A 25,648-nucleotide genomic window follows, 5' to 3' on the forward strand; every position below is an offset into this window, starting at 1 on the left:
TCTGAATGGGCGTCACATCAGGGTGCCATGCTGTGAGTTGAGCCGCGAGTGCCGCGGTGGTTCCGCGTTCCCCAGGAGGCACCATGTCCCAGCCGTCCGTCCTCGCCGCACTGGTGGCAGGGCTGCGCGGCGGGTCGATCGATGTCGTCGACCTGACCGCGCCGCTGTCGTCCGCCACCCCGGTGATCCGGCTGCCGCCCGCGTTCGGCCAGACCGCGGTGTTCGAGCTGGAGGAGATCAGCAGGTACGACGACCGGGGACCGGCCTGGTACTGGAACAACTTCCGCAGCGGCGAGCACACCGGCACTCACTTCGACGCCCCGAACCACTGGGTGACCGGCCAGGACCTCGCCGACGTGGCCTCCGTGCCCGCGGGCCGGCTTCTCGCCCCGGCCGCCGTCCTGGACTTCACCGCCGAGGCGGCCGAGGACCCCGACTTCCTGGTGGAGGTCGAGCACGTGAAGGCCTGGGAGGCCGTGCACGGGCCGCTGCCCGAGGGCGGCTGGCTGCTGCTGCGCACCGGCTGGGACGCCCGCGCGGACTCCCAGGAGGCGTTCCTCAACGCCGACGAGGACGGCCCGCACACCCCTGGACTGTCCCCGGACTGCGCCCGCTGGGTCGCACAGGAGTCACCGGTGATCGGCCTCGGCGTGGAGACCGTGGGCACCGACGCCGGGCGCGGGCATTCCTTCGACCCGGCCTTCCCCTGCCACTCCTACCTCATGGGCAGCGACAAGTACGGACTGACCCAGTTGCGCAACCTCGCCGCGCTGCCGCCCACCGGGAGCGTGGTCCTCGCCGGGCCGCTGCCCATCGTCACCGGGTCCGGGGCGCCCGCGAGGGTGCTGGCCCTGGTGGAGCGGCCGTGAAGGTCGCCGAGGCCGTGGGGCGGGCGCTGGTCGCGGCCGGGATCGGCCAGGTCTTCGGCGTGGTCGGATCGGGCAACTTCCATCTCACCAACGCGATGACGGCCGCCGGGGCGCGGTTCGTCGCCGCACGTCACGAGGGCGGCGCGGCGACGATGGCCGACGCGTACACCCGGGTCGGCGCCACCGTGGCCGCGCTGAGCGTCCATCAGGGGCCCGGACTGACGAACGCCCTGACGGGGATCACCGAGGCCGCCAAGAGCCGTACCCCGCTGCTCGTGCTGGCGGCCGAGGTGACCGAGCCGCGCTCCAACTTCCACATCGACCAGGACGCGCTGATGCGTGCCGTGGGCGCGGTGCCGATGCGGATCTCCTCGGCCGAGGAGGCGGTGGCGCAGGCCCTGGAGGCGCTTCGGTACGCCCTGCACGAACGGCGCACCGTGCTGCTCAACCTCCCCCTCGCGCTCCAGGCCCTGGAGGTGCCCGGTGAGGTGCCCCGGGCCGTCCCGCCGCCGGCCCGGGAACCGGTCGAACCCACCCGGGCGGACGTGGACGCGCTGGCGGGGCTGCTGGCGGCGGCCCGCCGGCCGGTCTTCGTGGCGGGCCGGGGCGCCCGCGCCGACGGGGCCGGGGACGCCCTGGAGGCCCTGGCCGAGTGCCACGGCGCCCTGCTGGCGACCTCCGCCGTCGCCCACGGCCTCTTCCACGGCAACCCGTGGTCGCTCGGCGTGTCCGGGGGCTTCTCCTCCCCCCTCGCGTCCGAACTGATCGCCTCCGCCGACCTGATCGTCGGCTGGGGCTGCGCACTGAACATGTGGACGATGCGGCACGGCACCCTGGTCGGCGCCGGCACGGCCGTCGTCCAGGTGGACGACGACCCGACGGCCCTCGGCGCGCACCAGGAGCTGCGGCTCGGCGTCACCGGCGACGTCACACGCACCGCACGCCGGGTACGGGCGGCGGCCGACGGGAAGCAGCAGGGCCTGCGCACCCCCGACATCGCCGAAGCCCTCGCCGCCCGGGGACGCCGACGGGACGTGCCGTACGAGGACACCTCCGGGGCCGGGCGCATCGACCCGCGCACCCTGACCGTCGCGCTCGACGACATCCTGCCGGCGGAGCGGGTGATCGGCGTGGACTCCGGCAACTTCATGGGCTACCCGATGGCGTACCTGTCGGTGCCGGACGAGAACGGCGTCTGCTTCACCCAGGCCTTCCAGTCGGTCGGCCTGGGCCTCGCGACCGCGATCGGCGCCGCCCTGGCCCGCCCGGACCGGCTGCCGGTGGCCGCGCTCGGCGACGGCGGCGCCCTGATGGGCGCCGCCGACCTCGACACGGTCCGCAGGCTCGGGCTGCCGATGGTGGTCGTCGTGTACGACGACGACGGCTACGGAGCCGAGGTGCACCACTTCGGGCCCGGCGGACATCCCCTCCAAACGGTCGAGTTCCCCGAGACGGACCTCGCCGCCCTGGCCCGGGGGTACGGCTTCGAGGCCGTGACCGTGCGCACCCCGGCGGATCTCGGGGCGGTGCGGGAATGGCTGGCCGGGCCCCGGTCCGCGCCACTGCTGGTCGACGCGAAGGTGGTGAAGGACCGGGGAGCCTGGTGGCTGGAGGAGGCGTTCCGCGGGCACTGAGCGCTCGTGCTCCGCGTCACACCTGGTGCGGAGCGAACAACTCCAGATGACCGCAGGCACGGCAGCGGTAGGCGTCTATCTGGAAGCGGGGCCGGCCGAGGCGCTTGGCCCCGCCGAAGATCCCGCGCTGGAGCGGCCCGGGAATCCACCGTGCGTAGCCCCGGGAGTGGTCACCGGAGTCCTCGACGAACCCCGGCTCCAGCTCGAACCCCTGGCACTGCGAGCATCTGATCTCCATGCCCCGCACTGTAGAAGCGGCCGGTGCGAACCGGTGAGCCTCCCGCGTCAACGGCCCGTCGCTGTTCATCCGATGTCCACCACCCTCGCCCAGTCGGGCGGTGTGTCCGGCACGTGGTCGGGGTTGTTCTCCCGCCAGGAACCGCCCCCGGGCCGGGAGAAGAGACCCACGACCGTACGGCACGCCGGGCGCGCCCGTGGCCACGGCGTCTGACCGTCCGTCAGCACCACGACGACATCGGGCCGGGGCGGCGTCCGCAGCGCCCTCGCGAAGCCCGTGCGCAGATCCGTACCCCCGCCGCCCATCAGCGCAATCCCCTCGCCCCGGCACAGCGAGTGCGCGAACGGGGCGTCCGCGTCGCAGGGCAGCACGGTGACCAGGTCCCGCCGCCCGCCCACGGCACGGCAGATCGCGGCGACCTCCAGCAGCGCACTGCCCAGTTCGGCGTCGCTGACCGACCCGGAGGTGTCGATGATCACGGACACCTGGGGCGGCCGCCGCCGCAGGCTCGGCAGGACGACACCGGGCACCCCGGCCGAGCGCCGCGACGGCCGCCCGTACGAGTAGTCCTCGCCCCCGCCCGCGCCCGATGCGGCCGAGCGGACCGCCGCACCCAGCAACTCCCGCCAGGGCTGCGGCGGATGGAACGCCTCCTCGGCCCACCGCCGCCACTGCTCGGGCGCGTTCCCCGGACGGCCCCTGATGCCCTGCGCCACCCGGAACCGGACGGCGTCGCGTTCCTGCTCGCTCAGCCCGTGCGCGCCGTCGGGGCCGAGGTCCCACTCCCGCGCCAGCCCGTCGGCGCCGCTGCCGCAGTCCAGCCAGGCCAGGTCCTGAGTGCGGGCCCCCAGGGTGAAGCAGCGCAGGTAGTCCTCCATCAGCTTGCCCTCGGGCAACCCCAGGAACTGCGGGCCGACAGCGCCCGCGGGCCGGACCAGGCCGTCGCCGTAGGCGTCGTCGTTGATCTCGCAGTCCGCCGCGATGTTCATCCGCAGCCGGTCCCCGGGGCCGCTCAGACCGCGTTCCCGGGCCACCCGGTCGCTGCGCCCGTGGTGGTCGCGCAGCAGGTGCGACACCTCGTGCACCCAGACCGCCGCCAGCTCCTCCACCGGCATCCGCGCCACGAACGCGGGCGACACATAGCACCGCCAGTGCTTGTCGACGCCCATCGTCGGCACCCGCCGGGACTCGACGACGTGCAGGGCGAACAGCGCCGTCGCCAGGTAGGGACGGGCCCGTGCGGCGTGCAGCCGGGCGGTGAAGAGCTTGTCGCGGTCCAGGGGCGTCGGTGTGTCCGCACAGGTGTCCACGTCTGTGTCCACGTCCTTCATCGGCCGCGCCTCCCTCATGCCTTCGCCGAGGCTGCCGCCCGCGCCGCCGCCCGGTCCGCCCGCTGCGCCAGCGAGACGACCCCGGCGAGCTGTTCGATCGAGGCCGGCACCTGCCACTCCTGGCAGCGCAGGGCGGCGAGGCTCGTCGCGGGGACCACCACCAGATCCGGCGCGCCCGTCTCCACCGCCCGCACGAGCAGGGCCCAGGCCGCGTCCCAGCGGGACTTGTCCGGGCGTTCCCGGACGGCGGCCACCACCCCGTCGAGCACGGCCTGCCGCAGATCCCCGCGCTCGGGCAGTTCGGCGCCCGCCGGGTCGGCGAGCAGCGTCTCGGGGTCCGGGAGGTCCAGCCGGTCCAGGCTCGCCAGCAGCTCCAGCCCCGGACCGTCCCCCACCGTGCCCCGGACCAGCAGGGAGAGCACGTCCCGCGAGGAACCGGCCGCCGTCACGAAGGCGAGCAGACACAGGGTCATCTCCCAGCTCCGGGGCGACGGCCACGGTCCGCCCCGGCGCGTCTCGCCACTGGGCAGCCGGTGCACCAGCGGCGGGCGCGCGGTGAGGAACGCGCACACCGCCCGGCGCGCGTACGCCACGGCCTGCGGCAGCTTCTCCGGATCGAGTCGGGGCAGGGTGGCCCGTGGCCAGGTCCCGCCGAGGCCCCGTACGACGACCTCGTGGTCGTGCTGCCACGGGAGGTGGACGAACCGGTTGGCCAGCGGAGGGCTCAGCTCCCAGCCGTCGGCCGCGGAGGACCGGGGGTTGGCGGCGGCCACGATCCGCACGCCGGGCGGCAGTCGCAGGGCGCCGATCCGCCGCTCCAGCACCAGACGGAGCAGTGCGGCCTGGACGGCCGGCGGGGCGGTGGACAGCTCGTCGAGGAACAGCAGGCCCCGGCCGGCCCGCACCAGCCGCACCGCCCAGTCCGGCGGGGCCAGCGGGACGCCCTGCTCGGCGGGGTCGTCCCCGACGACGGGCAGCCCGGAGAAGTCGGAGGGTTCGTGCACGCTCGCGATGACCGTGGTCAGCGGCAGGTCCAGGGATGCGGCGAGCTGGGTCAGGGCGGCGGTCTTGCCGATCCCCGGCTCGCCCCACAGCAGCACGGGCAGATCGGCCGCCACGGCGAGCGTCAGGGCCTCCAGCTGGATGTCGGGGCGCGGTTCGGTGCCGGCGGCGCGCAACAGGGCCAGCAGGTCTCCGGCCACGTCGAGTCGGGAGCCGTCGGCCGGGTCGGCGGAGGCTACGGCGAAGGGGGTGCTGAGGGGCATGAGTGTGATCACCTTTTGGTCGGGGTGAGCCGAGTGAGATCGGGGTGAGCCGAGTGAGAGACGACAGGGGTGTCTCGGGGGCGGCGAAGGGCAGCGGAGGTCTTCGGTCAGCGAGCGGTGGTGTGGCGCGGATGTGAACGCAGGTGACGGGGACGCCGGTCCTGCGGGCGGACCCGGGTGGGCCCGGGGCCCGTGAGACCCGCCCGGAACAGCCCGTAGGTGATCCGCCGGTGCGCGGCCTCCTCCAGGGCGTCCCGCAACGCGCCGTCCCGCAGCAGCGCCGCGGGGCCCAGCAGGCCCTCCACCACGGCCAGCGCACCGGCGATGTCACCGTGGACCAGGCGCTCGCGGACGCCGTCGAGACAGTCGGGGTGCCGGTGCGCCCGGTCGATGGCCTGGAGACAGGGCAGGGGCGTGCCGGTCAGCGCGGCCAGCAGCTCCTCCCGCCGGATCTCGTCCGGGTCGTGGTCGAGCGCGGCCAGCACGCCGTCGACGAGCCCGATGCGATGCCGGGCGCCCCGGCACTCCACGAGCCGCGCCCGCCCCGCCGGATCGTCGCTCCTCGGCGGACACCCCGGTGAACGGCCCGGTACGAGCGCTGCGGCGACCAGGGGATGCAGCATCCCGGCGTCGATCGCACCGGTGCGCAGCAGCTCCAGGTCGGGGAGGGTCCAGGTGGCCGCGTCGGGCAGGACCGGCAGCGCGCAGACCCCGCCGCCGGTGGGCGCCGCGGTGATCCGCAGCGCGGCCGGCCCGTCGCCGTCCCCGCGGGCAGCCGGTTCCAGGGCCAGCCGACGCCGCCCGCCGAGCCGTACGAGCACCGTGCCGGTCCCGCCCGGCCGTCCCTCGGCGGCGAGCAGCAGCCGTGCCTCGTCGGCCCAACGGCCCACGGCACAGCCGAACTCGGGCGGTACCAGCGCGGGGTCCACACCGGGCTCCGGTCCCTCGCCCAGCACGCGAGCCAACAGCTCACCGGCCCGCTCCGCATCCCACAGGTGCCGGTGCAGGTCCAGCCGGAAGCGCCGGTCGGGGCAGGGATGCGGATGGTGCCAGGCACGGTCCCCCGGACGGGAACCGTCCCACAGGGCGAGGCTCATCCGCTGCCCGGCGTCCGCCCAGGCGGGTGCCGTCCGCACCACGAGATGCACCGGGCGCCCACCGCCGGGTCCCTCGGGGGCGTACCGGGCCAGCGAGAGGGTCAGCGCCGGGCGGAGCAGTCCGTCCGGCGCGATCCTCGGCATGTGCCAGCGCAGCAGGTCGGGAGCCAGCCGGCGCAGGTCCGCCCGGACCCGGGCGGCCAGCGGACGGCCATGGGCCCGTGCCACGGAACGCAGGGAGAGGTCGACGTCGATGCCCGCGGCGGCACAGGCCCCCGCCCAGTCACCGGTCAGCCGGCGGGCGGTCGCCGTCTCGATCATGGAGGGCGGGACGGCGAACTCGCGCACGCGCCGCCAGAAGGAAAGCCGGGAATCCCCGTTCGCGGTCTGAGTGAGCATCAGCACTCACCTTGCGCGGACGGGTCCCCCCATCTGCGAACAGAAGGAGTAGTCATCGCGGTGATCATAGGAATGCCCGCCGCTGTCTGTCACACGGTTTTCCGCGGCCCGCGTCAGCCGTTCGGCGCACGGCACGCACCCCGGGCGCTCCATGTCATTGCGGACCGGTCCGATACGCCCGACTGTGGAGACCTGTGCCGGTTCGTGAGGAGGACGGACGATGACCGACGCCGAGCGGCAGCGGCTCGCGGAGGCCGACGCCGGTGCGGCCCCCTGGCGGCGCTGGGGCCCGTACCTGAGCGAGCGGCAGTGGGGGACGGTCCGCGAGGACTACAGCACGGACGGCGACGCGTGGTCGTACTTCACCCATGACCAGGCCCGCTCCCGCGCCTACCGCTGGGGCGAGGACGGCATCGCGGGCGTCAGCGACGACAAGCAGCGGCTGTGCTTCGCCCTGGCCCTGTGGAACGGCCGCGACCCCATCCTCAAGGAACGGATGTTCGGCCTGACCAACGCCGAGGGCAACCACGGCGAGGACGTCAAGGAGTACTGGTTCCACCTCGACAACACGCCCACCCACTCGTACATGAAGTACCTCTACAAGTATCCGCAGAACGCCTTCCCCTACGCCGACCTCGTCGACACCAACCGGGCACGCGGCCGCCGCGACGCCGAGTACGAGCTCCTCGACACCGGCGTCTTCGACGAGGACCGCTACTTCGACGTCGTCGTCGAGTACGCCAAGGCGGGCCCGGAGGATCTGCTCGTCGAGATCACCGCGCACAACCGGGGCCCCGACGAGGCCCCCCTGCATCTGCTGCCGACCCTCTGGTTCCGGCACACCTGGTCCTGGGCCGGCGGCACCGCCGTCCCCGCGCTGCGCGCCACCGACGGCGCCGTCCGCGCCGACCACGGGGAACTGGGCCCGCGCTGGCTCCACCACCAGGGCGGCGAACCGCTCTTCACCGACAACGAGACCGACAACGAGCGGATCTTCGGCAGCCCGAACACCACCCCGTACGTCAAGGACGGCATCGGCCGCCGCGTCGTCCACGGCGAGACCACCGCCGTCAACCCGGCCCGCACCGGCACCAAGGCCGCCGTCCACCACGTCCTGACCGTCCCCGGCGGCGAGAGCACCACCATCCGCCTGCGTCTGACCGACACCGAACTGTCCGCTCCCTGGGCGGACTTCACCCAGGTCATGGACCTTCGCCGCACCGAGGCCGACGCCTTCTACGATGCCCTGACCCCCGAGGGCATGGGCGACGACGAACGCCGTATGGTCCGCCAGGCGCTCGCCGGGATGCTGTGGTCCAAGCAGTACTACCACCTGGATGTCGAGCGCTGGCTCGCCGAGCACGGTGTCGATCCCCTCGCCGCCGACCCCCGGATCCGCAACAGCGGCTGGTACCACATGGTCAACGACGAGATCATGTCGATGCCGGACACCTGGGAGTACCCGTGGTTCGCGGCCTGGGACCTCGCCTTCCACACCCTCGCCCTCGCCATGGTCGACATCTCCTTCGCCAAGGACCAGCTGGAAGTGCTGCTGCGCCGCCTCTGTCTGCACCCCAACGGCCAGATCCCGGCGTACGAATGGAACTTCGGGGACGTCAACCCGCCTGTGCACGCCTGGGCCGTCCTCTTCGTTTACGAGCTGGAGAAGCACCGCACCGGCCGCGGCGACCGCGCCTTCCTGGAGAACGCCTTCCAGAAGCTGATGAAGAACTTCACCTGGTGGCTCAACCGCAAGGACACCGACGGCAACAACGTCTTCCAGGGCGGCTTCCTCGGCCTCGACAACATCGGTGTCTTCGACCGCAGCGCGCCCCTGCCCACCGGCGGCCACCTCGACCAGGCCGACGGCACCGCCTGGATGGCGCTCTACTGCCAGAACCTCCTCGACATCGCCATCGAACTCGCCGTCGACAACCCGGTCTACGTCGAACAGGCGCAGATGCTCTTCGAGCACTTCGCGTGGATCGCCGTCGCCATGAACCGCATGGGCCGGGACAACGCCAGCCTCTGGGACGAGGAGGACGGCTTCTTCTACGACGTCCTGCGCCTGCCCGACGGCAGCGCCACCCCGTTGAAGGTGCGGTCCCTGGTCGGCTTGATACCGCTGGCGGCGACCAGCGTCATCGGCGGCCGGGCCGATCGCGCCTTCCCCGAACTCGTCGAAGGCGCCAAGGAGTTCATCCGACGGCACCCGGCCGTGGAGGCCGTCGTCGAGCGGCACGACCTCGGGGCCGGAACCGACGGCCGCTACCTGTTCGCGCTGTTCGGCGAGGACCGGCTGCGCCGCGTCCTGGCCCGGATGCTCGACGAGGACGAGTTCCTCGGCCCGTACGGCATCCGCTCCCTCTCCCGCCACCACGCCGAGCACCCCTACACCTTCGAGGTGCACGGGCAGACATACGGCGTCGGCTATCTGCCCGCCGAGTCCGACTCCGGCATGTTCGGCGGCAACTCCAACTGGCGCGGCCCGGTGTGGTTCCCGATCAACGTCCTGATCATCCGCGCCCTGCTGAACCTGCACGTCTGCCACGGCCCCGCCTTCACCGTGGAGTGCCCGACCGGATCCGGCCGGCGGCTGAACCTCTACGAGGTCGCCCGCGAGATCTCCGACCGGCTCACCGCCACCTTCCTGCGCGACGCAGACGGCCGGCGCCCCGTGCACGGCGCCCAGGCCAAGTTCGCCAAGGACCCGCACTGGAAGGACCTGATCCTGTTCCACGAGTACTTCCACGGCGACGACGGCGCCGGCCTCGGCGCCTCCCACCAGACGGGCTGGACCGGACTCGTCGCCGCGCTCGCCACCCTGTTCCACACCCTCGACGCCGACGACTGGCAGCGGGGCGGCCGGGAGGCGCTCGAACCCTCGCCGGGCGATCGTGAGGAGCCCCTGTCGTGACCGTGATCCACGAGATCAACACCCTTGTCTGGCTGGAGGGTCTGAGCCGTCGTCTCGGCCGCCGGGTCACGCTGGGCGAGGTGCCCGGCGAGATCTGGGACGAGGTCGCCCGGCCCGGCGTCGACACGGTCTGGCTGATGGGCGTCTGGGAACGCAGCCCGGCCGGACTGCGGATCGCGCTGCGCGACGAGAACCTGCTGAGGTCGTTCCGCGAGGCCCTGCCCGACCTCACCGAGGCGGACATCGCCGGATCCCCGTACTGCGTCCGCGACTACGTCGTCGACCCGTCCCTCGGGGGCCCCGGCGGTCTGGCCGCCGCCCGCGCCCAACTTGCCGCCCGGGGACTGCGGTTGATCCTCGACCACGTCCCCAACCATGTGGCCCCCGACCACCCCTGGCTCAGCACGCACCCCGAACGCCTGATCCGGGGCACCGCCGACGACCTCGCCCGTGACCCCGGCGGATATCTGGAGGCGGCGGGCCGCGTCTTCGCCCGGGGCCGCGACCCGTACTTCCCGCCCTGGCCTGACGTCGTCCAACTCAACGCGTTCAGCGAGGAGTTGCGCGATGCGACGGTCGACACCCTGGTGTCCGTCGGGGACCAGGCGGACGGCGTGCGCTGCGACATGGCGATGCTGATGACGAACGACGTGTTCGCCAAGACCTGGGGGGAGAAGGCGGGACCCGCGCCCGCCGAGGACTTCTGGTCGTACGTCCTGCCGCGCGTACGCGCCCGCCACCCCGACCTCCTTCTTGTCGCGGAGGCCTACTGGGACCTCGAATGGTCCCTCCAGCAGCAGGGCTTCGACCACTGCTACGACAAACGCCTCTACGACCGCCTCGTCCACGAGGACGTCGGTGCCGTGCGCGCCCATCTGGGCGCTGACCTCACCTACCAGCGGGGCCTCGTCCGCTTCCTGGAGAACCACGACGAGCCCCGCGCCGCCACCGCCCTGCCCGGCGACCGGCAACGCGCGGCGGCCGTGACCGTCGCGACCCTGCCCGGCGCCACCCTCTGGTACGAGGGCCAGTTCGAGGCCCGCGGGGTCCGGCTCCCGGTGTTCCTGCGCCGCGCCCCGGAGGAACCGGCCGACGCCTCGCTACGGGACTTCTACGGCCGACTGCTCCCGGCCGCGGCCGGCGTCCGCCGGGGCGAGTGGCGCCAGCTCACCCCGACCGGCTGGCCCGACAACGACACCCACACCCGGCTGCTCGCCTGGACCTGGACGGCCCCGGACGCCCGCCACCTCGTCGTCGTCAACCACTGCGACCGCCCGTCCCAGGCGAGGATCCCCCTGTCCTGGGACGGGATGCGCGGACACGCCCACCGCCTGACCGACCTGCTCACCGGGCAGTCGTACGACCGCGAAGGCGACGAACTGACCGACCCGGGCCTCTTCGTCGCCCTGGAGCCCTGGCAGGCCCACCTCTTCGAGGTCAGCCCATGCTCTTCGCCCCGTCCAGGGACTCCCGGATGATGTCGGCGTGACCGGCGTGCTGGGCGGTCTCGGCGATGATGTGGATCAGGACTCGACGGGCGGACCGGCGCGCGCCCGGCTCGAACCACGGCGCCTTCGGCAGCGGGTGGTCCGCGTCCAGGCTGGGCAGGGAGACGACCAGCTCGTCCGTACGGCGGGCCACCTCCTCGTACTCCTTCAGCACGCCCGCCAGCGTCTCGCCCGGCAGCATCCGGAACTCGTCGGCCCGCCGGGCGAAGTCCGCCTCGGTCATCGCGTCGAAGTCGCCCAGCGCGGACGGACCCTCGACGATGAAGTCCGCCCAGCCGCGCTCGGTCGAGGTCACGTGCTTGATCAGCCCGCCCAGACAGAGTTCGCTGGCCGTGGGCCGCTGCCCGGCCTGCTCGTCGGTGAGCTCGCGGGTGGTGAAACGAAGGAAGTGCCGCGCCTGGGCCAGCTCCTTCAGCAGGTCGGCGCGCTCGCCGGTGACGGGCTGGGCGGGGGTGGCGGTGGAGTCGGTCATGGTCCTCTTCTCCCGTGTGGTTCCGCGGTCGAGTACCACGTTAGGAGCCATCGAGGTCAGATCCTGACCTAAAACCCCACGCCGTCGCGCACAGGTCGCGCTCCACCTCTCCCGTGTAGCAGGCCGCCGCCAGCCAGGCCCGGGCGAAGCGGGGGGTGTCGGCCGGGAGGAGCCGGCCGAACGCGTCCCGGGTGCGGTCCGCCGCCGTGGTGTGCAGCTCGTCGAGCACGGCCGCCCCGGTGGTGAACCCGGTACGGCGCAACCGGGCCGGATCGCCCGCCGCACCGCCCGGGAAGGCCAGCACCCGGCGGCCCCCGGACACCGCATGGTGCACCCGACGCCGAAGGAGGTGGAGCGGAGCCTCGTCCGGCACGGGTACGGCGGCGGGCGGCACGGCCGACGCCGGCAGGTCGGCGCGCTGGAGGCGGTCCAGACCGAGATCGACCCGCACGCCCGGCTGGGACGGGTGCTCGGCGGCCAGCAGCAGGGCACGGGGGAGCGGCCCCGGGGCCAGCCGGGCGATCACGCGCAGCCGGCTGCCGCGGGCCGCCGCCAGCAGCCGGAGATTCTGCCGATGGGGGAGCGCCGGATCGTCGTGCGCCGCGGCCAGCCGGAGCGCCAGCCCCTCGCAGTCCGCCAGCAGACAGTCACCCGTGGCCTCCCGGACCGTGCCGGTGAGCGTGACGTCGAGGAAGAGCAGGTCATGCGGGCCGTCACCGAGGGCACGGCGCACCTGCTCGGCCACGGGCACCGCCCACAGCCGGTCCAGCGGTTCCCCGCGCCAGTCCACGCCGGACGCGCGGACCGCCCGTACCCCCGCCCCGGCGCCGAGGCGTCCGGTCGGCGACACCGTCGCGCCGGACACGGCCAGCCCCGCGCGCGACAGCTCCCGATGGGTCAGGGCCGTGTCGCCGATCCGCACGGTCCGGTCGGCGGCGCCGATGGCCCGGCCGGCACCGCCCGGCGCCACGTCGGAGACGGTGTACAGGCGGCCCTCCGCGTCCGCCGTCCAGGTGACCGCCCCCGCGTACCCGGTCGCCGTCAGCACGGGTTCCGAGAACAGCCCGTACAGCCGCAGCGAAGCGTCCGGCGTGTACGGCTGCCGTACCGTCCCGCGCAGCTCCACCAGCTCGGCTCCGGCCGCCCCCGGCAACCGGTGCGCCACGCCCAGAACCGTCCGCAGCGCCGCCACCAGGTCGGGCAGCCGGTAGGCCGGGTCCGCGGAGCGCGCCGCGCGCACCCCGGTCACCACCGTGACCGCCGCCGAGGCGGCCCGGGGAAGCCCGGCGAGCCGCGCGGTGTGCGCGGCCCGCAGCAGCTCCGCCTGGAGCACGGCCCCGGCCCCGTCGGTACCCGCCTCGAGCACGGCGGCCGCCGCCTCGAAGACGGCGCGGGCGGCGCCGAGTTGCCCGGGGGAGGGGCTGTCGGGCCGGGGCTCCGACGCCGGTGGCGACGGCGGTTGCGCGGCCTCCCCGGCCGCCGCCGGGCCCGCCGACGACTGTGCCCGGGCGTCCTCGGCCGCCCCCGCCGGAGCCGCCTGGACGTCCTCCGCGACCGGCGCCGCCGAGGCCGCCGCCGCGCGGTGCAGACAGTCCGGGGCGAGCAGACAACCGCAGCGGACGGCGTCCGCGCTGGTCACCACGGAGCCGGGGGCGTGCAGTTCGAGGTCGGTGTCGTCGTCGATCGCGATCCGTACGGTGTCGCCGTCGCGGACGACGGGACGCCCCGCCAGCTTGGCGACGCCCGCGTCCAGCCGCTTGCGCAGCCGGGGCGACAGCGCCTCGACGAGTTCGGCGGTCACGGACGGGGCGACCGCGGGCAGCTGCGGACTCGTGCTCATGCGATCTTCTCCCCTACCCAGCGGGCGAGTTCGAGCGGACTGAGGGCGGCCACGGGCATGCCCGCCGAGACGAGCTGACCCGCCACCCCCGTGGAGTAGCGCGGCCGGCCGGTGTCGTCGAGGCTCGCGCAGCCCAGCACATGACAGCCGGCCCCGACCAGGGCGCGGACCTCGGCGAGCAGCCCGCCGAGCGGATAGCCCTCCTCGAAGTCGCTGATCACCACGACGAGGGTGCGCGAGGGCACGGTCACCAGCTCGCGCGCGTGCCGCAGCCCCGCCGCGATGTGCGTGCCACCGCCGACGCTCACCTCCAGCAGCAGCGACAGCGGGTCCTCGACATGCCCGGTGAGATCCATGACCTGCGTGGAGAAGGCCAGGAAGTGCGTGGACAGGGTCGGCACCCCCGCCAGCACCGACGCCGTGAGCGCGGCCCACACCGTGGAGGCCTCCATGGACCCCGACACGTCCGTGACCAGGATCAGCCGCCAGTCGGCGGCCCGGCGCGCCCGGGTGCGGAACACCGGGTGCTCGGGGATGACCCGGACCGTGCCGTCCGGGCCGCGCCGGGCGGTCGCCAGGTTGGCCCGCAGCGTGCGGGGCAGGTCCAGCCCGCCGCCCGGCCGCCGGCTGGGCCGCGGCAGGACCGTCCCGTGCAGCGCGGGCCGCAGCCGGGTGGCCAGCTCCCGGGTGAGCGCGTCCACCAGCCGCCGCACCAGCGGACGCAGCGCGGCCAGCCGGGCCTCGGGCAGCCCGCCCGCATGGCTGAGCACCGTGCGCAGCAGCTCGACCGAGGGCCGCACACCGGCCGCGTCCAGCTCCGTCAGCACGTCCTTGCGGCCCTCCGCCGCGGCCGCCGCCAGCACCTCCTCCCGGATGCCCGGCCCGAACAGTGCCGCCAGCTCCTGCGACCACTCCCGCACCCCGGGATACGGCACCTCCCGGCCGCCCCCAGCGCCCGCGCCCGTGAGATCGCCCCGGCTGCCCTCGCCGCGCCCGCTGCCGTACAGCTCGTCGAGCGCGGTCGCGAGCGGCGCGGCGGACGCGGACAGCCGCTCCTTGCGACGGCCCAGGACGAGCCGCCAGCGGTCGGCGGGGGTGAGCCGCCGTTCCTCGGCCTCAGCCTCGGCCTCAGCCTTGTCCCTGTCCTTGTCCCTGTCCCCGTCCCTGTGCCCGTCCCCGTCCCCGTCCCCGTCTTCGTCCGCGGTCCGGGTGACCGGCGTCCTCTCGGTGGCGTCCGCCCCTGTGCCGTCCTTCGGCGTGGGCAGCAGCCCGAGGGAGCGCAGGGCGGTGTGCGCCGCGAGGTCGGCCTGTGCCCAGGCCGCCAGCGCGGCCGGGTCCACCCCGCCCGTGTCGGCCACCCGGTCGGTGCCGAGGCGTTCCTCCACGGCCGACAGGAGCCGGTCCCGGGCCGCCGGGCTCAGCGTGTCGAAACCGCCCCGCAGCGCCGGAAGGCGGTCCAGGAACGCGCGGTCGGACAGCTCCGCCACCCGCCCCAGCAGCGGCTCCAGGGCGTCGGCCGCCGCCTCCAGCAACGGCCCCGCGGCCGTCAGCAGCCCCGTCAGCCGGGCGGCCAGCGCGGAGCGCGCGTCGGCGTCCACGGCACCGTCGACCCAGGAGGCCACCCGGTCCCCGAACGCCCGCGCGTCCTCCTGCCCGAGCAGCACCCGTACGGCCCCGGCGGCGCCGCGCATCAGCGGCGAGCCCCCGGCGGCCAGCCGGGCGAGGGCGTCGGCGAGCCGGATCCCGCCCAGCAGGTCCGCGCGATGGGCGAGTTCGAGCAGGGCGTGCGCGTCGGCCGTCTCCTCGGAACCGGTCAGACCGTCCACCTGCCGCACCGCCGCCGACGTCAGCAGCTCGGCCACGGCGGCCGCCCGTGCCGTACGGCCGTCGTCGGCGCCCAGACCGGCCACATGACCGGAGCGGACCCGGTCCAACAGGGCCAGGCCGGCGAGGAGTTCGGGCAGCGTGCCGGCCTGCGGCAGGGTCTCGGCGAGGTCGCCGAGCCGTTCGTCCGCCAGCGCCGGCAGACCGCACTCCGCCGCCCGCGCCAGCCCCTCGAGCACCTGGGCGCCCGTCGATCCGCCCTCGTCCCGTTCCGCGCGCCGCCGCTCCCGCAGCACCCCCTCGGCGGCCTGGGCGGCGGTCACCCCGCGCACCCCGGCCGCGGTCAGCATGGCCGCGGTGGCCGGCGTCCAGCGCACCTCCCAGCGCGAGGTCAGCGCCTCGGCACCGCCCGCCCCGGCGACCTCCTTCGCCTCCCCGTACGGCACCCCGCACACCGTCAGCCGGCGCAGCAGCAGCTCACGGCGCCGGTCCAGGTCGGACCGCAGCGGGTCCAGCCGCAGGTCCTTGGCGCCCGTGACCGTACCGCTCTCCGGTCCGGGCAGGCCCAGCTCCGTGACCTCGGCCTCCACCGCCGGGGCGAGACCGCTGCGCGGAGCGCCGGGTGCCGGCCGCCCGGTGCGGGCACCGACCAGCACCCGCTCCATCGCCCGCGCCACGGCCCGGCCCCGTCCGTACGGCTCCCCCTGCGCGAGCACCGTCTGCACCGCCTCGACCAGCTCGCCCCGGCCCGCCGCCGGGAGTCCGCGCAGCCGGGCCAGGTCCGAGGCGAGCCGGGTGATCTCCCGGGCGTCGGCGGGCCCGGACGGATGCCCGAGCCCCCGCAGCTCCGCGCACACCCGTACGGCCGCCCGCGTCAGCGCCTCCTCCAGCGCGGCGGGCTCCCCGGCCGCCCGCAGCACCATGTCCTGCCACTCCGGGTCCCGGATACCGGCCGGATACCCGGACCGCTCGTCCAGCAGGGCGTAGGTGTACGGGATGAGGGAGGTGGTCCAGGGGGTGCTTCCGCGGGAGGCAGGGACACCGGAGACGTCAGCGGCGGAGAGGCTGGTACCGGAGGCGTCGATTCCGGAGGCGTCTGCACCCGGGGCGTCTGCACCCGGGGCGTCGGCACGCGGGGGGTCGGTACCCGGGGCGTCGGCACTCGGGGCGTCGGTACCCGGGGCGCCGGCGCCGGAGACCTCAGGACCAAAGACCTCGGCGCCGGAGACCGCGGCCCCCTCCCCGGCCCGCGGCTCCGTCAGCGCGGGTGCGTGGAAGGCGCCGACGACCACGGCGGCCCGCCGACCGCCCGCGGTGGCCTCGGCGATCCGGGCCCGCATCCACCGCTCCCGCCGCAGATCCAGCTCCGGCACCCCGCCCGCGGCCGCCGCGTCCTCGCGCAGCGCCCACCCCGTCAGCAGGGCCGCCCGGCGCAGCGCCTCCGGCGGTGACCCCGGCGCGGTGGCCTCGACGAGCCGGTCCCACAGATCGTCCCCGGGGCGCCCCGTCAGCCGGGACCGCAGCGCCGAGGTGAGTCCGAGGGGCTCCCCGGACGCCGCGTCACCACGCCCCTCGCTCCACGCCCGGTGCGCGAGCGGCAGATCGCAGGCGACCACCGGCACACCGCACCGGGCGGCCCACCGCACGGCCGCCAGCTCGGGCGAGAAGTCGGCGAACGGATAGAAGGCCGGCCCGGAGCCGCCCCGCCCGTCCCCGGGCGCGGCGGCGAGGGCGACCGGCGCCCGCGTCTCCTCGTGCCCGAGCCAGGGCAGCCACTCCTGCATCTCGGCCGGCAGCTCGACGAGCACCACGTCCGGCCGCGCCGCGTCGAGCAGCGCGGGCACGGCCGCGGCCAGGGACGGCGCGTGGTGCCGCACGCCGATGAGGAAGGGCGCGGCCGGGCCGGTGAGGACGGCGAGCGCCCGGTCGGGGGCGGTGACCGCCCCCTCGGGCGCGCCGGGCCCGCCGGCCTCGGCCGTGGCGTCGGGGACGACCCCGTGGGAGAGCGACACGGCCGTCAGCCCTCCAGGACCGTGCGCAGGTCCCACAGGGTCCGCCAGGTGGCGGAGCCCTGCTCGGCGCGGCGCCGTACGGGACCGTCCCAGTAGCCGCGCAGCCGGGCCGCGTCGGCCGGGTCGTCCTTGCGGACCACGCCGAGCAGATGTCCCGGCAGCAGGCCGAGCACATCACGGTCGCCCGGGAAGTAGGCCGCGGCCAGCCCCAGCGCGCCCGCCACCGACACCGCCTCCGCGGTGCTCATCACGGTGGACGGCCGCTCCACCTCCCAGCCCTCCGTCGACCGGCCCTCCCGCAGGTCCCGGAACGCGGTGACCAGTGCCTCCAGCACCGCGTCGTCGACCTGGAACGGCGCCCCGGCCCGCTCCACGGAGACCCGCGCCTGGCTGCGCACCAGCGCGGTCTCCGCGTCGAGGTCCGGGATCGGTCCGACCGTCTCGAAGTTGAAGCGGCGCTTGAGGGCCGCGGACATCTCCGAGACGCCCTTGTCCCGCAGGTTGGCGGTGGCGATGAGGTTGAAGCCGGGTGCCGAGTGCGCCAACGCGTCGTCCGTGCCCGCCAGTTCGGGCACCGCGATCCGCCGCTCCGACAGCAGCGACACCAGCGAGTCCTGTACCTCCGGCAGACACCGGGTGACCTCCTCGACCCGGGCGATGCCGCCGCGGCGCATGGCGGTCAGCACCGGCGAGGGCACCAGCGCCTGCGGGCTGGGACCCTGCGCCAGCAGCAGGGCGTAGTTCCAGCCGTACTTGAGCTGGTCCTCGGTGGTGCCCGCGGTGCCCTGCACGACCAGTCCGCTGGTCCCGCACACGGCGGCCGACAGCAGCTCGGACAGCATGGACTTGGCGGTGCCGGGCTCGCCGACGAGCAGCAGACCCCGCTCCCCGGCGAGCGTGACGACACACCGCTCGACCAGGGCACGGTCGCCGACGAACTTGTTCTCCACGACCAGCCGGCGCGGCACTCCCTCGGGCACCTCGGCGCCGTCGGGCAGCTTCAGGGCCCGGGCGTCGCTGCCCATGACGAAGGTGACGACCGCGCGCGGGGTGAGCCGCCAGGCGGGCGGGCGCGGACCGTCGTCGTACGCGGCGAGGAAGGCCAGCTCGATGGCGTACCGCTCCTCCGGCGGCACGATCTGGCGGGCGGTGTCGGGGGACAGGGTGGTGGTCATCGCGGTGCGTTCTTCCAGGTGGGGCGGGACGGTGGTCATCGGCGGCGGCCCTTGCGGGTGGCGCGGGTGGTGAGCTCCTCGTACGCGGGGGCGTCACCCGTGCGGACCCGCTCCCAGGCCCGCTCGTACAGCTCGGGCACCGGCAGCAGCGGTACGGCGCGCCCGTGGCCGCTGAGCGGGTAGAGGCTCCGCTTCCAGAGCTCCACCGGCAGCGCACCCCTCGACTTCAGGTCCAGCCAGCCGCACGGCAGGAACAGCGTGCGTCCGGCGCGCGACCGCTTGGCCTCCACGACCAGGTCGGTCGCCGCGAGTTCGACGCGGGCCTTCTTCATCCGCGCGGGTTTCCAGCCGGTCCAGCGGGCGCAGTTGCGGTCCGTGGGGTCGGGCAGGGCGAGCAGCATCAGATACAGCGCCGCGGCGTCCGCACCGAGGCCGTGCCGCTCGGCGACCTCGGCGACCAGAGCGGGCACGCTGAACGTCGGGTCCTGCGCATGCCCCGTGGGCCCCTCGGGATCGGCGCCGACCGCGAGCGCGCGCGCGAGGTCGTCGTCGAGGAGGGTCCGCAGGGCCCCCATGCCCTGGCCGCGCCCGGGGCCGACGATCCCTTCGAGCAGCCCGAACACCGGGTCGTCGGAACCGGTGAGCGCACCGGGCCGCACCAGCACCGTCTCCTGTTCTCCGTACCAGGGGCGCAGCACCAGCGCCTCGCCCGCCCGGGTCAGCCCGTCCTGGTCGGCGCCGCCGGTGGCGGGCATCCCGTACGCCTTGCGCAGGGCGACGGCGGTCGGCTCGGCGTTCGCCGTCCAGGCCAGGTCCAGGTCGAGCAGCAGCCCCGGATCGGCGACCCGCCGGCGCAGCGCGGCGAGGCTGTCCGGCAGCACGGCCCGCAGCGGGTGCCCGTACGGCAGCGCGTAGGCGAGGCCGGCCAGGGCGTGCACGGCCTGCGTGAACTCGTACCGGCCGGGCAGCGCCTGCGGGTCCTCCGCGACCAGGGCGCCGTCCTTGTCGGGCCGCTGCACGGTGGTGCGGCTGATCCAGGGGGTGCGCCCGGGGTTGAGGACCTCGGACGCGGAGCCGAGGGGCAGGGAGACGAGGGAGAGCTCGGCGGCCAGCTCCTCGGGCAGCCGGACGACATCGCCCAGGAACCGCTTCCAGATGACGCCCACGGCGTCCGTGTCCGGTCCGGTCGTCCACAGGTCGGCGGGGTTCTCGGGCAGCAGCGCGCCGACCATCGGCTTCCAGTGGCCCGGCTCCAGCGAGTTCAGCAGGAGGTCGCCGAGCTCCTTCTGGCGGGGCTTCAGCCCCGTCGTCGCGACCACCTCGTCGGTGAGCTGCGAGGGCCGGCCCGCGAGCAGCAGGGCCGCCTGCACGGGCCCGAGCCCGCCCCGGCTCGCGGTGACCAGCGCGGCCGTCGCCTCCGGCTGCCAGGGGGCCGGGCCCTTGTCCCGGACGAGCCGGGTGACGGCGGCGAGCGTCTCGGCGGGGTACACCGCCGGATGCGCGTGCTCCTGCTCCAGGGTGAAGTGGGCGATCGCGCCGCGATCGTCGGCGGGGCCGTGGTCCAGGGCCACCCAGTGCATCCGGTTGTGCTCGTCGACGTTGCGGGAGCCGATGACGACGACCGTACGGTCCCCCCGGCGCAGCACCTGGCCGACGCGCTGCCGCTTGTCGTGGGGCTCGCTCAGCACGATCTGCCGCAGCAGCTTCCCCGGAGCGGCCAGCGGCCCCTCCGTGATCGCCTCGAACAGCAACAGCAGCGCCGCACGGTGCGTCTCGGTCGTCGCCGGGGTCGTCGCCCGGTAGGCGAGGGGGCGCAGTTCGTCCAGAACGGACAGCCACTGCGCGCCGTCGCCGGGGACGGTGAACTCGTCACTGCTCCAGCCGTCCTGGGCCCCGGTGGTCCGCAGGGCCTTCGGCAGCGGCTTGCCGTCGGCGGGCTCGCCGGACAGCACATGGTTCACGGCGCGGATCTGGCGCAGCGTGCTCCACCGCGGGGTGCCGCCCCACCAGCCGTGCAGTCCCGCCAGGCCGTTCACCGCCTCGCGCAGGGTGGTGTCGTCGCCGTACTCGGGGCTGTAGTCCGCGAACATGCCCTCGGTGCGCCGGATGTCCTGCTGCGGCCGTACGACCGGGGGTGCCACGTACACCGCGGTCGACTCGTCGAAGCGCAGCGCCGCGCGCACGAGTGCCGCCACACCGGTGACCAGCCGCTCGTCGCCCAGCTCGGGCAGGGCGGCACGGACCACCGTCCGCAGCACCTCGTCGGCGGCCGGGACGACCGCCTTGGCGTCGTCGGTTCCGTCGACCGCCGCGGCCGCCGCGATCCGCGCCTGCCGCTCCGCCAGCGCCTCGGCGCCCGCGCGCATCACCTCGGCCACGCGCTCGTCGGTCAGCGCGCGCAGTACGGCGGAGGCCAGCTCGTCGCGCGGACGCAGCGCGTGCCAGAACTCGACCGGCGGCACGAACCGGGTCCCGGCGGCGAACTCGCTGCCGCGCTCCATCGGCGTCACCCGCCCCAGCTCACCGGCGGCGGAGGTGTCGCCGGCCGCGTACAGCGCGAGGTGCTGCTGCGTGCGGACGACGACGGGCTCGGCGCCGCCCGGCAGCCGCAGCGCGCCGAGCGGAACCCCGGACGCGCCGCCGGTACGCGGTACGGCGACGGTCCGGCCGTCCGGTGTGCCCGCGACCGTACGCGCCCCGGCGCCCTCGCCCTCGGTGCGCACCCAGCGGCCGAGGACCGTGCCGTCGGTGCCGAACGGGCTGTGCTCCAGCCCGGGCTGGAGCGGCAGCACCTCGCAGTCCTGCTGCCTCAGCGTGGCGTCCTCCCGGACACCGCCCTGCACGAAGCCGGGCAGCGAGGCCCGCCCGTGCGTGCCGGTGGCCGGGTCGTACTCCAGCCACACCTGCTGCCGGCCCTGCCGCCCCTGACGCCAGTACGAGGTGCCGTCGCCCAGGATGCGGCGGCCCGCCGGCAGCACGGTGTCGCCGGCGTGCAGGGTGCGCGCGCCGGTGGCACGGCCCCCGCCGGGCAGCGGGAGGGAGGCGGCGCCCGCGTGGCCGGCGCCGTACCAGTAGTAGGGGATCGCCTCGCCGCCGAGCGGGAACACATCGGCCGCGCGGGCGGACCAGTAGCCGAACTGCTTGCCGTCCTCCCGCCACATCACCAGCAGCTCGCCGTCCGTGTAGCGGAACGACGGACGGTTCCACTGCCCCAGCTCCACGGGCAGCCGCAGATCGTGCTCCAGCAGGATCTCCTCGGGCCCGACGACGAACACCTTGTGGCCCCGGTGGACGATCAGCGCGGGCCAGGCCTCCTGGACCGCCACCGTGTTGTCCTGGTCGCGCCGGGGCTTGGTCTCGGTGTCGATCCGGCGCAGCGCCTCGTCGAGCGCGGGCCAGCCCAGCTCGTCCAGGAGACCGGCGCGCAGGGTGTGCCCGAGCAGCGGCGCGGCCTCGTGCGCGGCGACCTGTGCCACGGCGTCCGGGGCGACCTCGGCGGCCACGCTGCGGAAGGGCTGCATCCGCTCCAGCGCGGCACGCGCGGCGGGCAGGCCGACGGCGGCCGTCAGCTCCCCGGCCGCGTCCCGCAGCCACTCGCGCAGGATGTCGCTGAGCACGGGGTGGGCGGCGATGCCCTTGAGTACCGCGGCCTCGGGACGGTTGCCGCTCTGGGTGCCGATCTCGGTGTACAGCAGGCGCCGGAAGCGCGTCTCGGTCGCCGTCGCCGTCAGATCGCGCCGGCCGGCCCGGTCCTCGCTCAGCCAGCGCTGCAGACCGAGGTACACGACCTCGTCCCCGGGGGGCGGCGTCAGCGTGATCCCCTCGGCCAGGCAGAGATCGAGCAGGTCGAGGTCGGCACCGGCGTGCCAGCGTCCCGTGACGATGTCGACGGGCCGGCCCTGGGCACGCAGCCGGGGGGCCATCCTCGCCACGAGCGCGAGGGTGGCCGCGGAACGGTCGCAGATGGTGGCGCCGTGCTTGCGGTGCAGGGCCCAGCGGGTCAGCCAGTCCGCCGCGTCGACCTCGTCCGCCCGCGCACCGGCCTCACCGGTCAGCAGCAGATCGGCCCCGCACTCCACGAGCAGCGCCAGCCAGAACTCGTCGTCCTCGACGGACCGGCCGAGACCGGCGGGCATGATCTCCAGCAGCCGGCGGCGCACCTCCGGCTCCCGCTCGGCGAGCACGACCAGCGTCGCCCGGTAGGAGTTCCAGAACGACGCCGGAGCCCGCACGGCCGCGGGCGAGGCGAGCAGGTCGCCGACCAGCCCGCACTCCTCGGAGACCCGGTCCAGCCCCGCCGCCTTGATCAGCCCGCGCGCGTCCTGCGGCAGCGACGCGTACGGCGGCATGCCGGCCGCGCACCGCTCCACCGTGAGCTGCCGGAACTGCGTCCAGGCGTCGGCCGGGCTGAGCCGCGCGGCGAGCGCCTTCACATGCTCCTTGAGCGCCTTGACGGTCAGTGCGCCGGCGAACGCGAACTCCAGGAACACGGCACGCTGCCGCTCCTCGTCCACCGTCAGCGCGTGCACCCGCTCGGCCTCGCGCGCCTTGCCGAAGAAGGCGGCGGCGTACGTCGTGTTCTCGTGCTGGAGGAAGACCCGCGCCGCCTGCTCGTAGAACGTCGGCAGGAAGTGCGGCACGGCACGGCCGAGGCGGGTGCCGAGCTCCTCGAAGCCCTCCTTGGCGGTGCCGGGCCGGGACTTGGCCTGCCGGGCGAGCCGCTCGACGTCCCTGACCAGCGCCAGCGCGTGATGGCCGTTCGCCGGGTCGTTGACCAGCGCCCAGGCCGGGAAGCCCAGGGTCACCCGGCGCACCTGGCCCACCTCGGGGACCTCCGCGTCCCGCACCAGACCGAGGAAGTCCAGGGCGAGGTCCTCGGCCTCGCCGAGGGTGCCCGGCACCAGCCGGACGATCCGCCGGTCGTCCAGTCCGGGATGGGTGTACGTGCGTACGGTGAGCGTGTCGGCGTCCTCGCGGCCCGTGCTTCCCCGCGGCAGGACCGCGCCCGCGTCGAGCAGCGCGCCCGCGGTGTTCTCGTCGTAGGTCGTCATGCCGCCCGCTCCTCGTCCTCGATGTCGCGCCCCGCGTACAGTGCGGCCGCCATGCGCATGCCCTCCGACCAGGCCACCGGCCCCACCTGACCGAGCTTCAGCACCCGGCCCGCGGGATCGGTGAACGTCAGGGGGCCGGTCTCGGACTCCTCGTAGCTCTCGTAGTCGCCCACCCACACCCGCGCCTCGACGGTGCGCCCGTCCTCCAGGACGGAGTGGACGGCGTTGCCGCCGCGCACCCGGTAGCCGAGCTGGGTCACCCGGCCGTGCAGGAACCGCTGCTCCTTGAACGCGCCGCCCGCGTACTCCTCGACCGAGGTGCCCTGGGCGTCCAGCGTCGCCGGCCGGTGCCACACCTCGCGGAAGAGCTGCTGGGCGCGCTGCTCCACACCGAGCTCCACGGCGAACTCCCGGAGGTCCTCCAGATCGTCGAGGAGGACCGGGTGCGGCAGCCTGACCAGGTCGGGGGTGATGCGCACGGTGTCGCCGTCGAGGTCGACCAGTCCGAGGCCGCGCTCGGGGTCGGCGTCCCGCAGGAACCCGGCCACCTCCCCGTCGGCACCGGTGACCACCAGGTCACGCAGCGCGGCCCGCCAGGCGGGGTCGGGCCACACCCGGGCGACGACCGCGAACGGCACCGGCAGCGAGCGCACCATCCACCGCTCCACATCGGTCAGACACTGCCGCTCGTGCCGCTCCAGCCACTCGACGAGCTGGCGCAGTCCCACCACCGCCGGATCGTCGGCGATCTTGGGCGGTACGGTCTTCAGCAACCGCCCCGCCGCGTTGCGGCACACCACCTTGCCGTCGTCGAGGGCGACCTCGTAGTCGCCGGCCGACACCCACCCCATACGTGCCTCCCGCACCCGCATCGATCAAGTGACGGGAACTGTAGAACAAGCCACTGACAACGGGTCCTGACAGACACCGATCTGACGGCGGAACAGGTATTGACCTGCAAGGATTCCTGTCATGGCCCCGCCCGGAGGGGGGGTCCGCGGGCTCGGCGCGCAGGCGAAAAAACGACAGGACCCCCGTCGGTGTCGACGGGGGTCCTGGTGTCCTCGGGCCTGGATCAGCCCTCGACCCAGCCGTGGTTCTTGGCGAACTGCGCGAGCCCGCTCCGCACCTGCACGATCTGCTCCCCGGTGAGCGAGGGCGCCGCGCTCAGCAGGGCCTCGGTGACGTCCCGGACGAACTCCTCGGTGCTGAGCACATCGCACAGCACGTCGTCGTCGGCCGCGAGCGGCTTGCCGTCCGCGCCCCGCGCGAGCCGGACCCCGGACGCCTTCGGTCCGCGCTCACCGTCCTCGATCTCGAACTCGACGACGATGCCCCGCCGCACCTGCGACTCGGGCATCAGCATGTCGTTGACGTGCAGGAAGACATCCTCCCCGCCGTCGTCGGGCGCGATGAACCCGTAGCCCCGCTGGCTGTCGAAGCGCACCACACGACCAGCAACCATCCCAACCCCCAGCAACCTCGAAACACCCACTTCGGTGAACCTGCCCAGATCGTAGTCAAACCGACCGCTTCCAGGCGACTCCCGGGGTTCATCGCGCGCGGCGCACCTCGCTGAGCTGCGCAAACGACTCGGGTCAGTCCTCGGCGGCGCGCTCGGCCTCGCGCTTCCGGAGGCGGGCCGCCTCCTTGCGGACCTCGGCCTGGGTGCCGCGCTCCTTCTCCAGCCACTCCGGCTTGGCGTCCTTGAGCGCGTCGATCTGCTCGGTGGTGAGCGCCTCCGTCACCCCGCCCCGGGCCAGGCCCGCGATGGACACGCCCAGCCTGGCCGCGACCACCGGACGGGGGTGCGGGCCGTTCTCGCGCAGCGTCCGCAGCCATTGCGGCGGGTTCGCCTGGAGCTCGTTCAGCTCGGCGCGCGAGACGACGCCCTCCTGGAACTCGGCGGGCGTGGCGGGGAGGTACACACCCAGCTTCTTCGCCGCGGTGGCGGGCTTCATCGTCTGGGTGGTCTGCTGCGACTTCATACGGTCCAGGGTATCGGCCGCCGCGGAG

General features: G+C 74.7%; 16 protein-coding genes. 4 read left to right on the forward strand and 12 right to left on the reverse strand.

Going from position 1 to position 25,648, the window contains the following annotated elements:
* Positions 1-83 precede the first annotated feature (83 nt).
* Both AQJ64_RS32240 and AQJ64_RS32245 read left to right on the forward strand, forming a co-directional pair.
* Positions 84-869, forward strand: a complete 786-nt coding sequence (locus AQJ64_RS32240; RefSeq protein WP_055634957.1) for a cyclase family protein — start codon at positions 84-86, stop codon at positions 867-869.
* Positions 866-2,503 carry a thiamine pyrophosphate-binding protein gene (locus AQJ64_RS32245; RefSeq protein ID WP_055634958.1) on the forward strand — a complete coding sequence of 546 codons (1,638 nt, stop codon included), beginning with the start codon at positions 866-868 and terminating at the stop codon, positions 2,501-2,503. The genes AQJ64_RS32240 and AQJ64_RS32245 overlap by 4 nt, the downstream gene beginning before the upstream one ends.
* A gap of 16 nt (positions 2,504-2,519) precedes the next feature.
* Here AQJ64_RS32245 and AQJ64_RS32250 read toward each other — a convergent pair whose 3' ends face one another.
* From AQJ64_RS32250 to AQJ64_RS32265, 4 genes are all read right to left on the reverse strand, one after another.
* Complete coding sequence (locus tag AQJ64_RS32250; protein ID WP_055634982.1) at positions 2,520-2,741, reverse strand: hypothetical protein; 222 nt, start codon at positions 2,739-2,741, stop codon at positions 2,520-2,522.
* A 65-nt stretch (positions 2,742-2,806) separates the two neighbouring features.
* Positions 2,807-4,072, reverse strand: coding sequence for a vWA domain-containing protein (locus tag AQJ64_RS32255; RefSeq protein WP_055634959.1), 1,266 nt, complete (start codon positions 4,070-4,072; stop codon positions 2,807-2,809).
* 14 nt (positions 4,073-4,086) lie between these two features.
* The gene (locus AQJ64_RS32260) at positions 4,087-5,337 is read right to left on the reverse strand and encodes an AAA family ATPase (RefSeq protein ID WP_055634960.1); all 1,251 of its coding nucleotides are present in this window, start codon (positions 5,335-5,337) and stop codon (positions 4,087-4,089) included.
* A 107-nt stretch (positions 5,338-5,444) separates the two neighbouring features.
* Positions 5,445-6,833, reverse strand: a complete 1,389-nt coding sequence (locus tag AQJ64_RS32265) for a hypothetical protein (protein ID WP_055634961.1) — start codon at positions 6,831-6,833, stop codon at positions 5,445-5,447.
* 220 nt (positions 6,834-7,053) lie between these two features.
* Here AQJ64_RS32265 and AQJ64_RS32270 point away from each other — a divergent pair, with 220 nt between their 5' ends.
* On the forward strand, positions 7,054-9,750 hold the full coding sequence (locus AQJ64_RS32270) for an MGH1-like glycoside hydrolase domain-containing protein (RefSeq protein WP_055634962.1): 2,697 nt from the start codon (positions 7,054-7,056) through the stop codon (positions 9,748-9,750).
* Positions 9,747-11,228 carry an alpha-amylase family protein gene (locus AQJ64_RS32275; protein ID WP_055634963.1) on the forward strand — a complete coding sequence of 494 codons (1,482 nt, stop codon included), beginning with the start codon at positions 9,747-9,749 and terminating at the stop codon, positions 11,226-11,228. Before AQJ64_RS32270 ends, AQJ64_RS32275 begins: the two co-directional genes overlap by 4 nt.
* Here AQJ64_RS32275 and AQJ64_RS32280 read toward each other — a convergent pair.
* From AQJ64_RS32280 to AQJ64_RS32315, 8 genes are all read right to left on the reverse strand, one after another.
* Positions 11,188-11,730 (reverse strand): DinB family protein, encoded by a 543-nt coding sequence (locus AQJ64_RS32280; protein WP_055634983.1) that lies wholly within the window; start codon positions 11,728-11,730, stop codon positions 11,188-11,190. The genes AQJ64_RS32275 and AQJ64_RS32280 overlap by 41 nt on opposite strands.
* A gap of 40 nt (positions 11,731-11,770) precedes the next feature.
* Positions 11,771-13,570, reverse strand: coding sequence for a hypothetical protein (locus AQJ64_RS32285; protein ID WP_055634964.1), 1,800 nt, complete (start codon positions 13,568-13,570; stop codon positions 11,771-11,773).
* A complete protein-coding gene (locus AQJ64_RS32290) occupies positions 13,567-17,271 on the reverse strand; it encodes a vWA domain-containing protein (protein ID WP_420876539.1) in 3,705 nt (1,234 codons plus the stop codon). The genes AQJ64_RS32285 and AQJ64_RS32290 overlap by 4 nt, the downstream gene beginning before the upstream one ends.
* Positions 17,272-17,411: 140 nt before the next feature.
* Complete coding sequence (locus AQJ64_RS32295) at positions 17,412-18,581, reverse strand: ATP-binding protein (protein ID WP_055634984.1); 1,170 nt, start codon at positions 18,579-18,581, stop codon at positions 17,412-17,414.
* 35 nt (positions 18,582-18,616) lie between these two features.
* Complete coding sequence (locus AQJ64_RS32300; RefSeq protein ID WP_055634966.1) at positions 18,617-23,632, reverse strand: hypothetical protein; 5,016 nt, start codon at positions 23,630-23,632, stop codon at positions 18,617-18,619.
* Positions 23,629-24,483, reverse strand: coding sequence for a DUF4132 domain-containing protein (locus AQJ64_RS32305; RefSeq protein WP_055634967.1), 855 nt, complete (start codon positions 24,481-24,483; stop codon positions 23,629-23,631). The genes AQJ64_RS32300 and AQJ64_RS32305 overlap by 4 nt, the downstream gene beginning before the upstream one ends.
* A 224-nt stretch (positions 24,484-24,707) precedes the next feature.
* Positions 24,708-25,097, reverse strand: a complete 390-nt coding sequence (locus AQJ64_RS32310; RefSeq protein WP_055634968.1) for a cold-shock protein — start codon at positions 25,095-25,097, stop codon at positions 24,708-24,710.
* A 133-nt stretch (positions 25,098-25,230) separates the two neighbouring features.
* Positions 25,231-25,620, reverse strand: coding sequence for a DUF5997 family protein (locus AQJ64_RS32315; protein ID WP_055634969.1), 390 nt, complete (start codon positions 25,618-25,620; stop codon positions 25,231-25,233).
* Positions 25,621-25,648 lie beyond the last annotated feature (28 nt).

The sequence above is a fragment of the Streptomyces griseoruber genome, assembly GCF_001514205.1.
Lineage (GTDB): Bacteria > Actinomycetota > Actinomycetes > Streptomycetales > Streptomycetaceae > Streptomyces > Streptomyces griseoruber.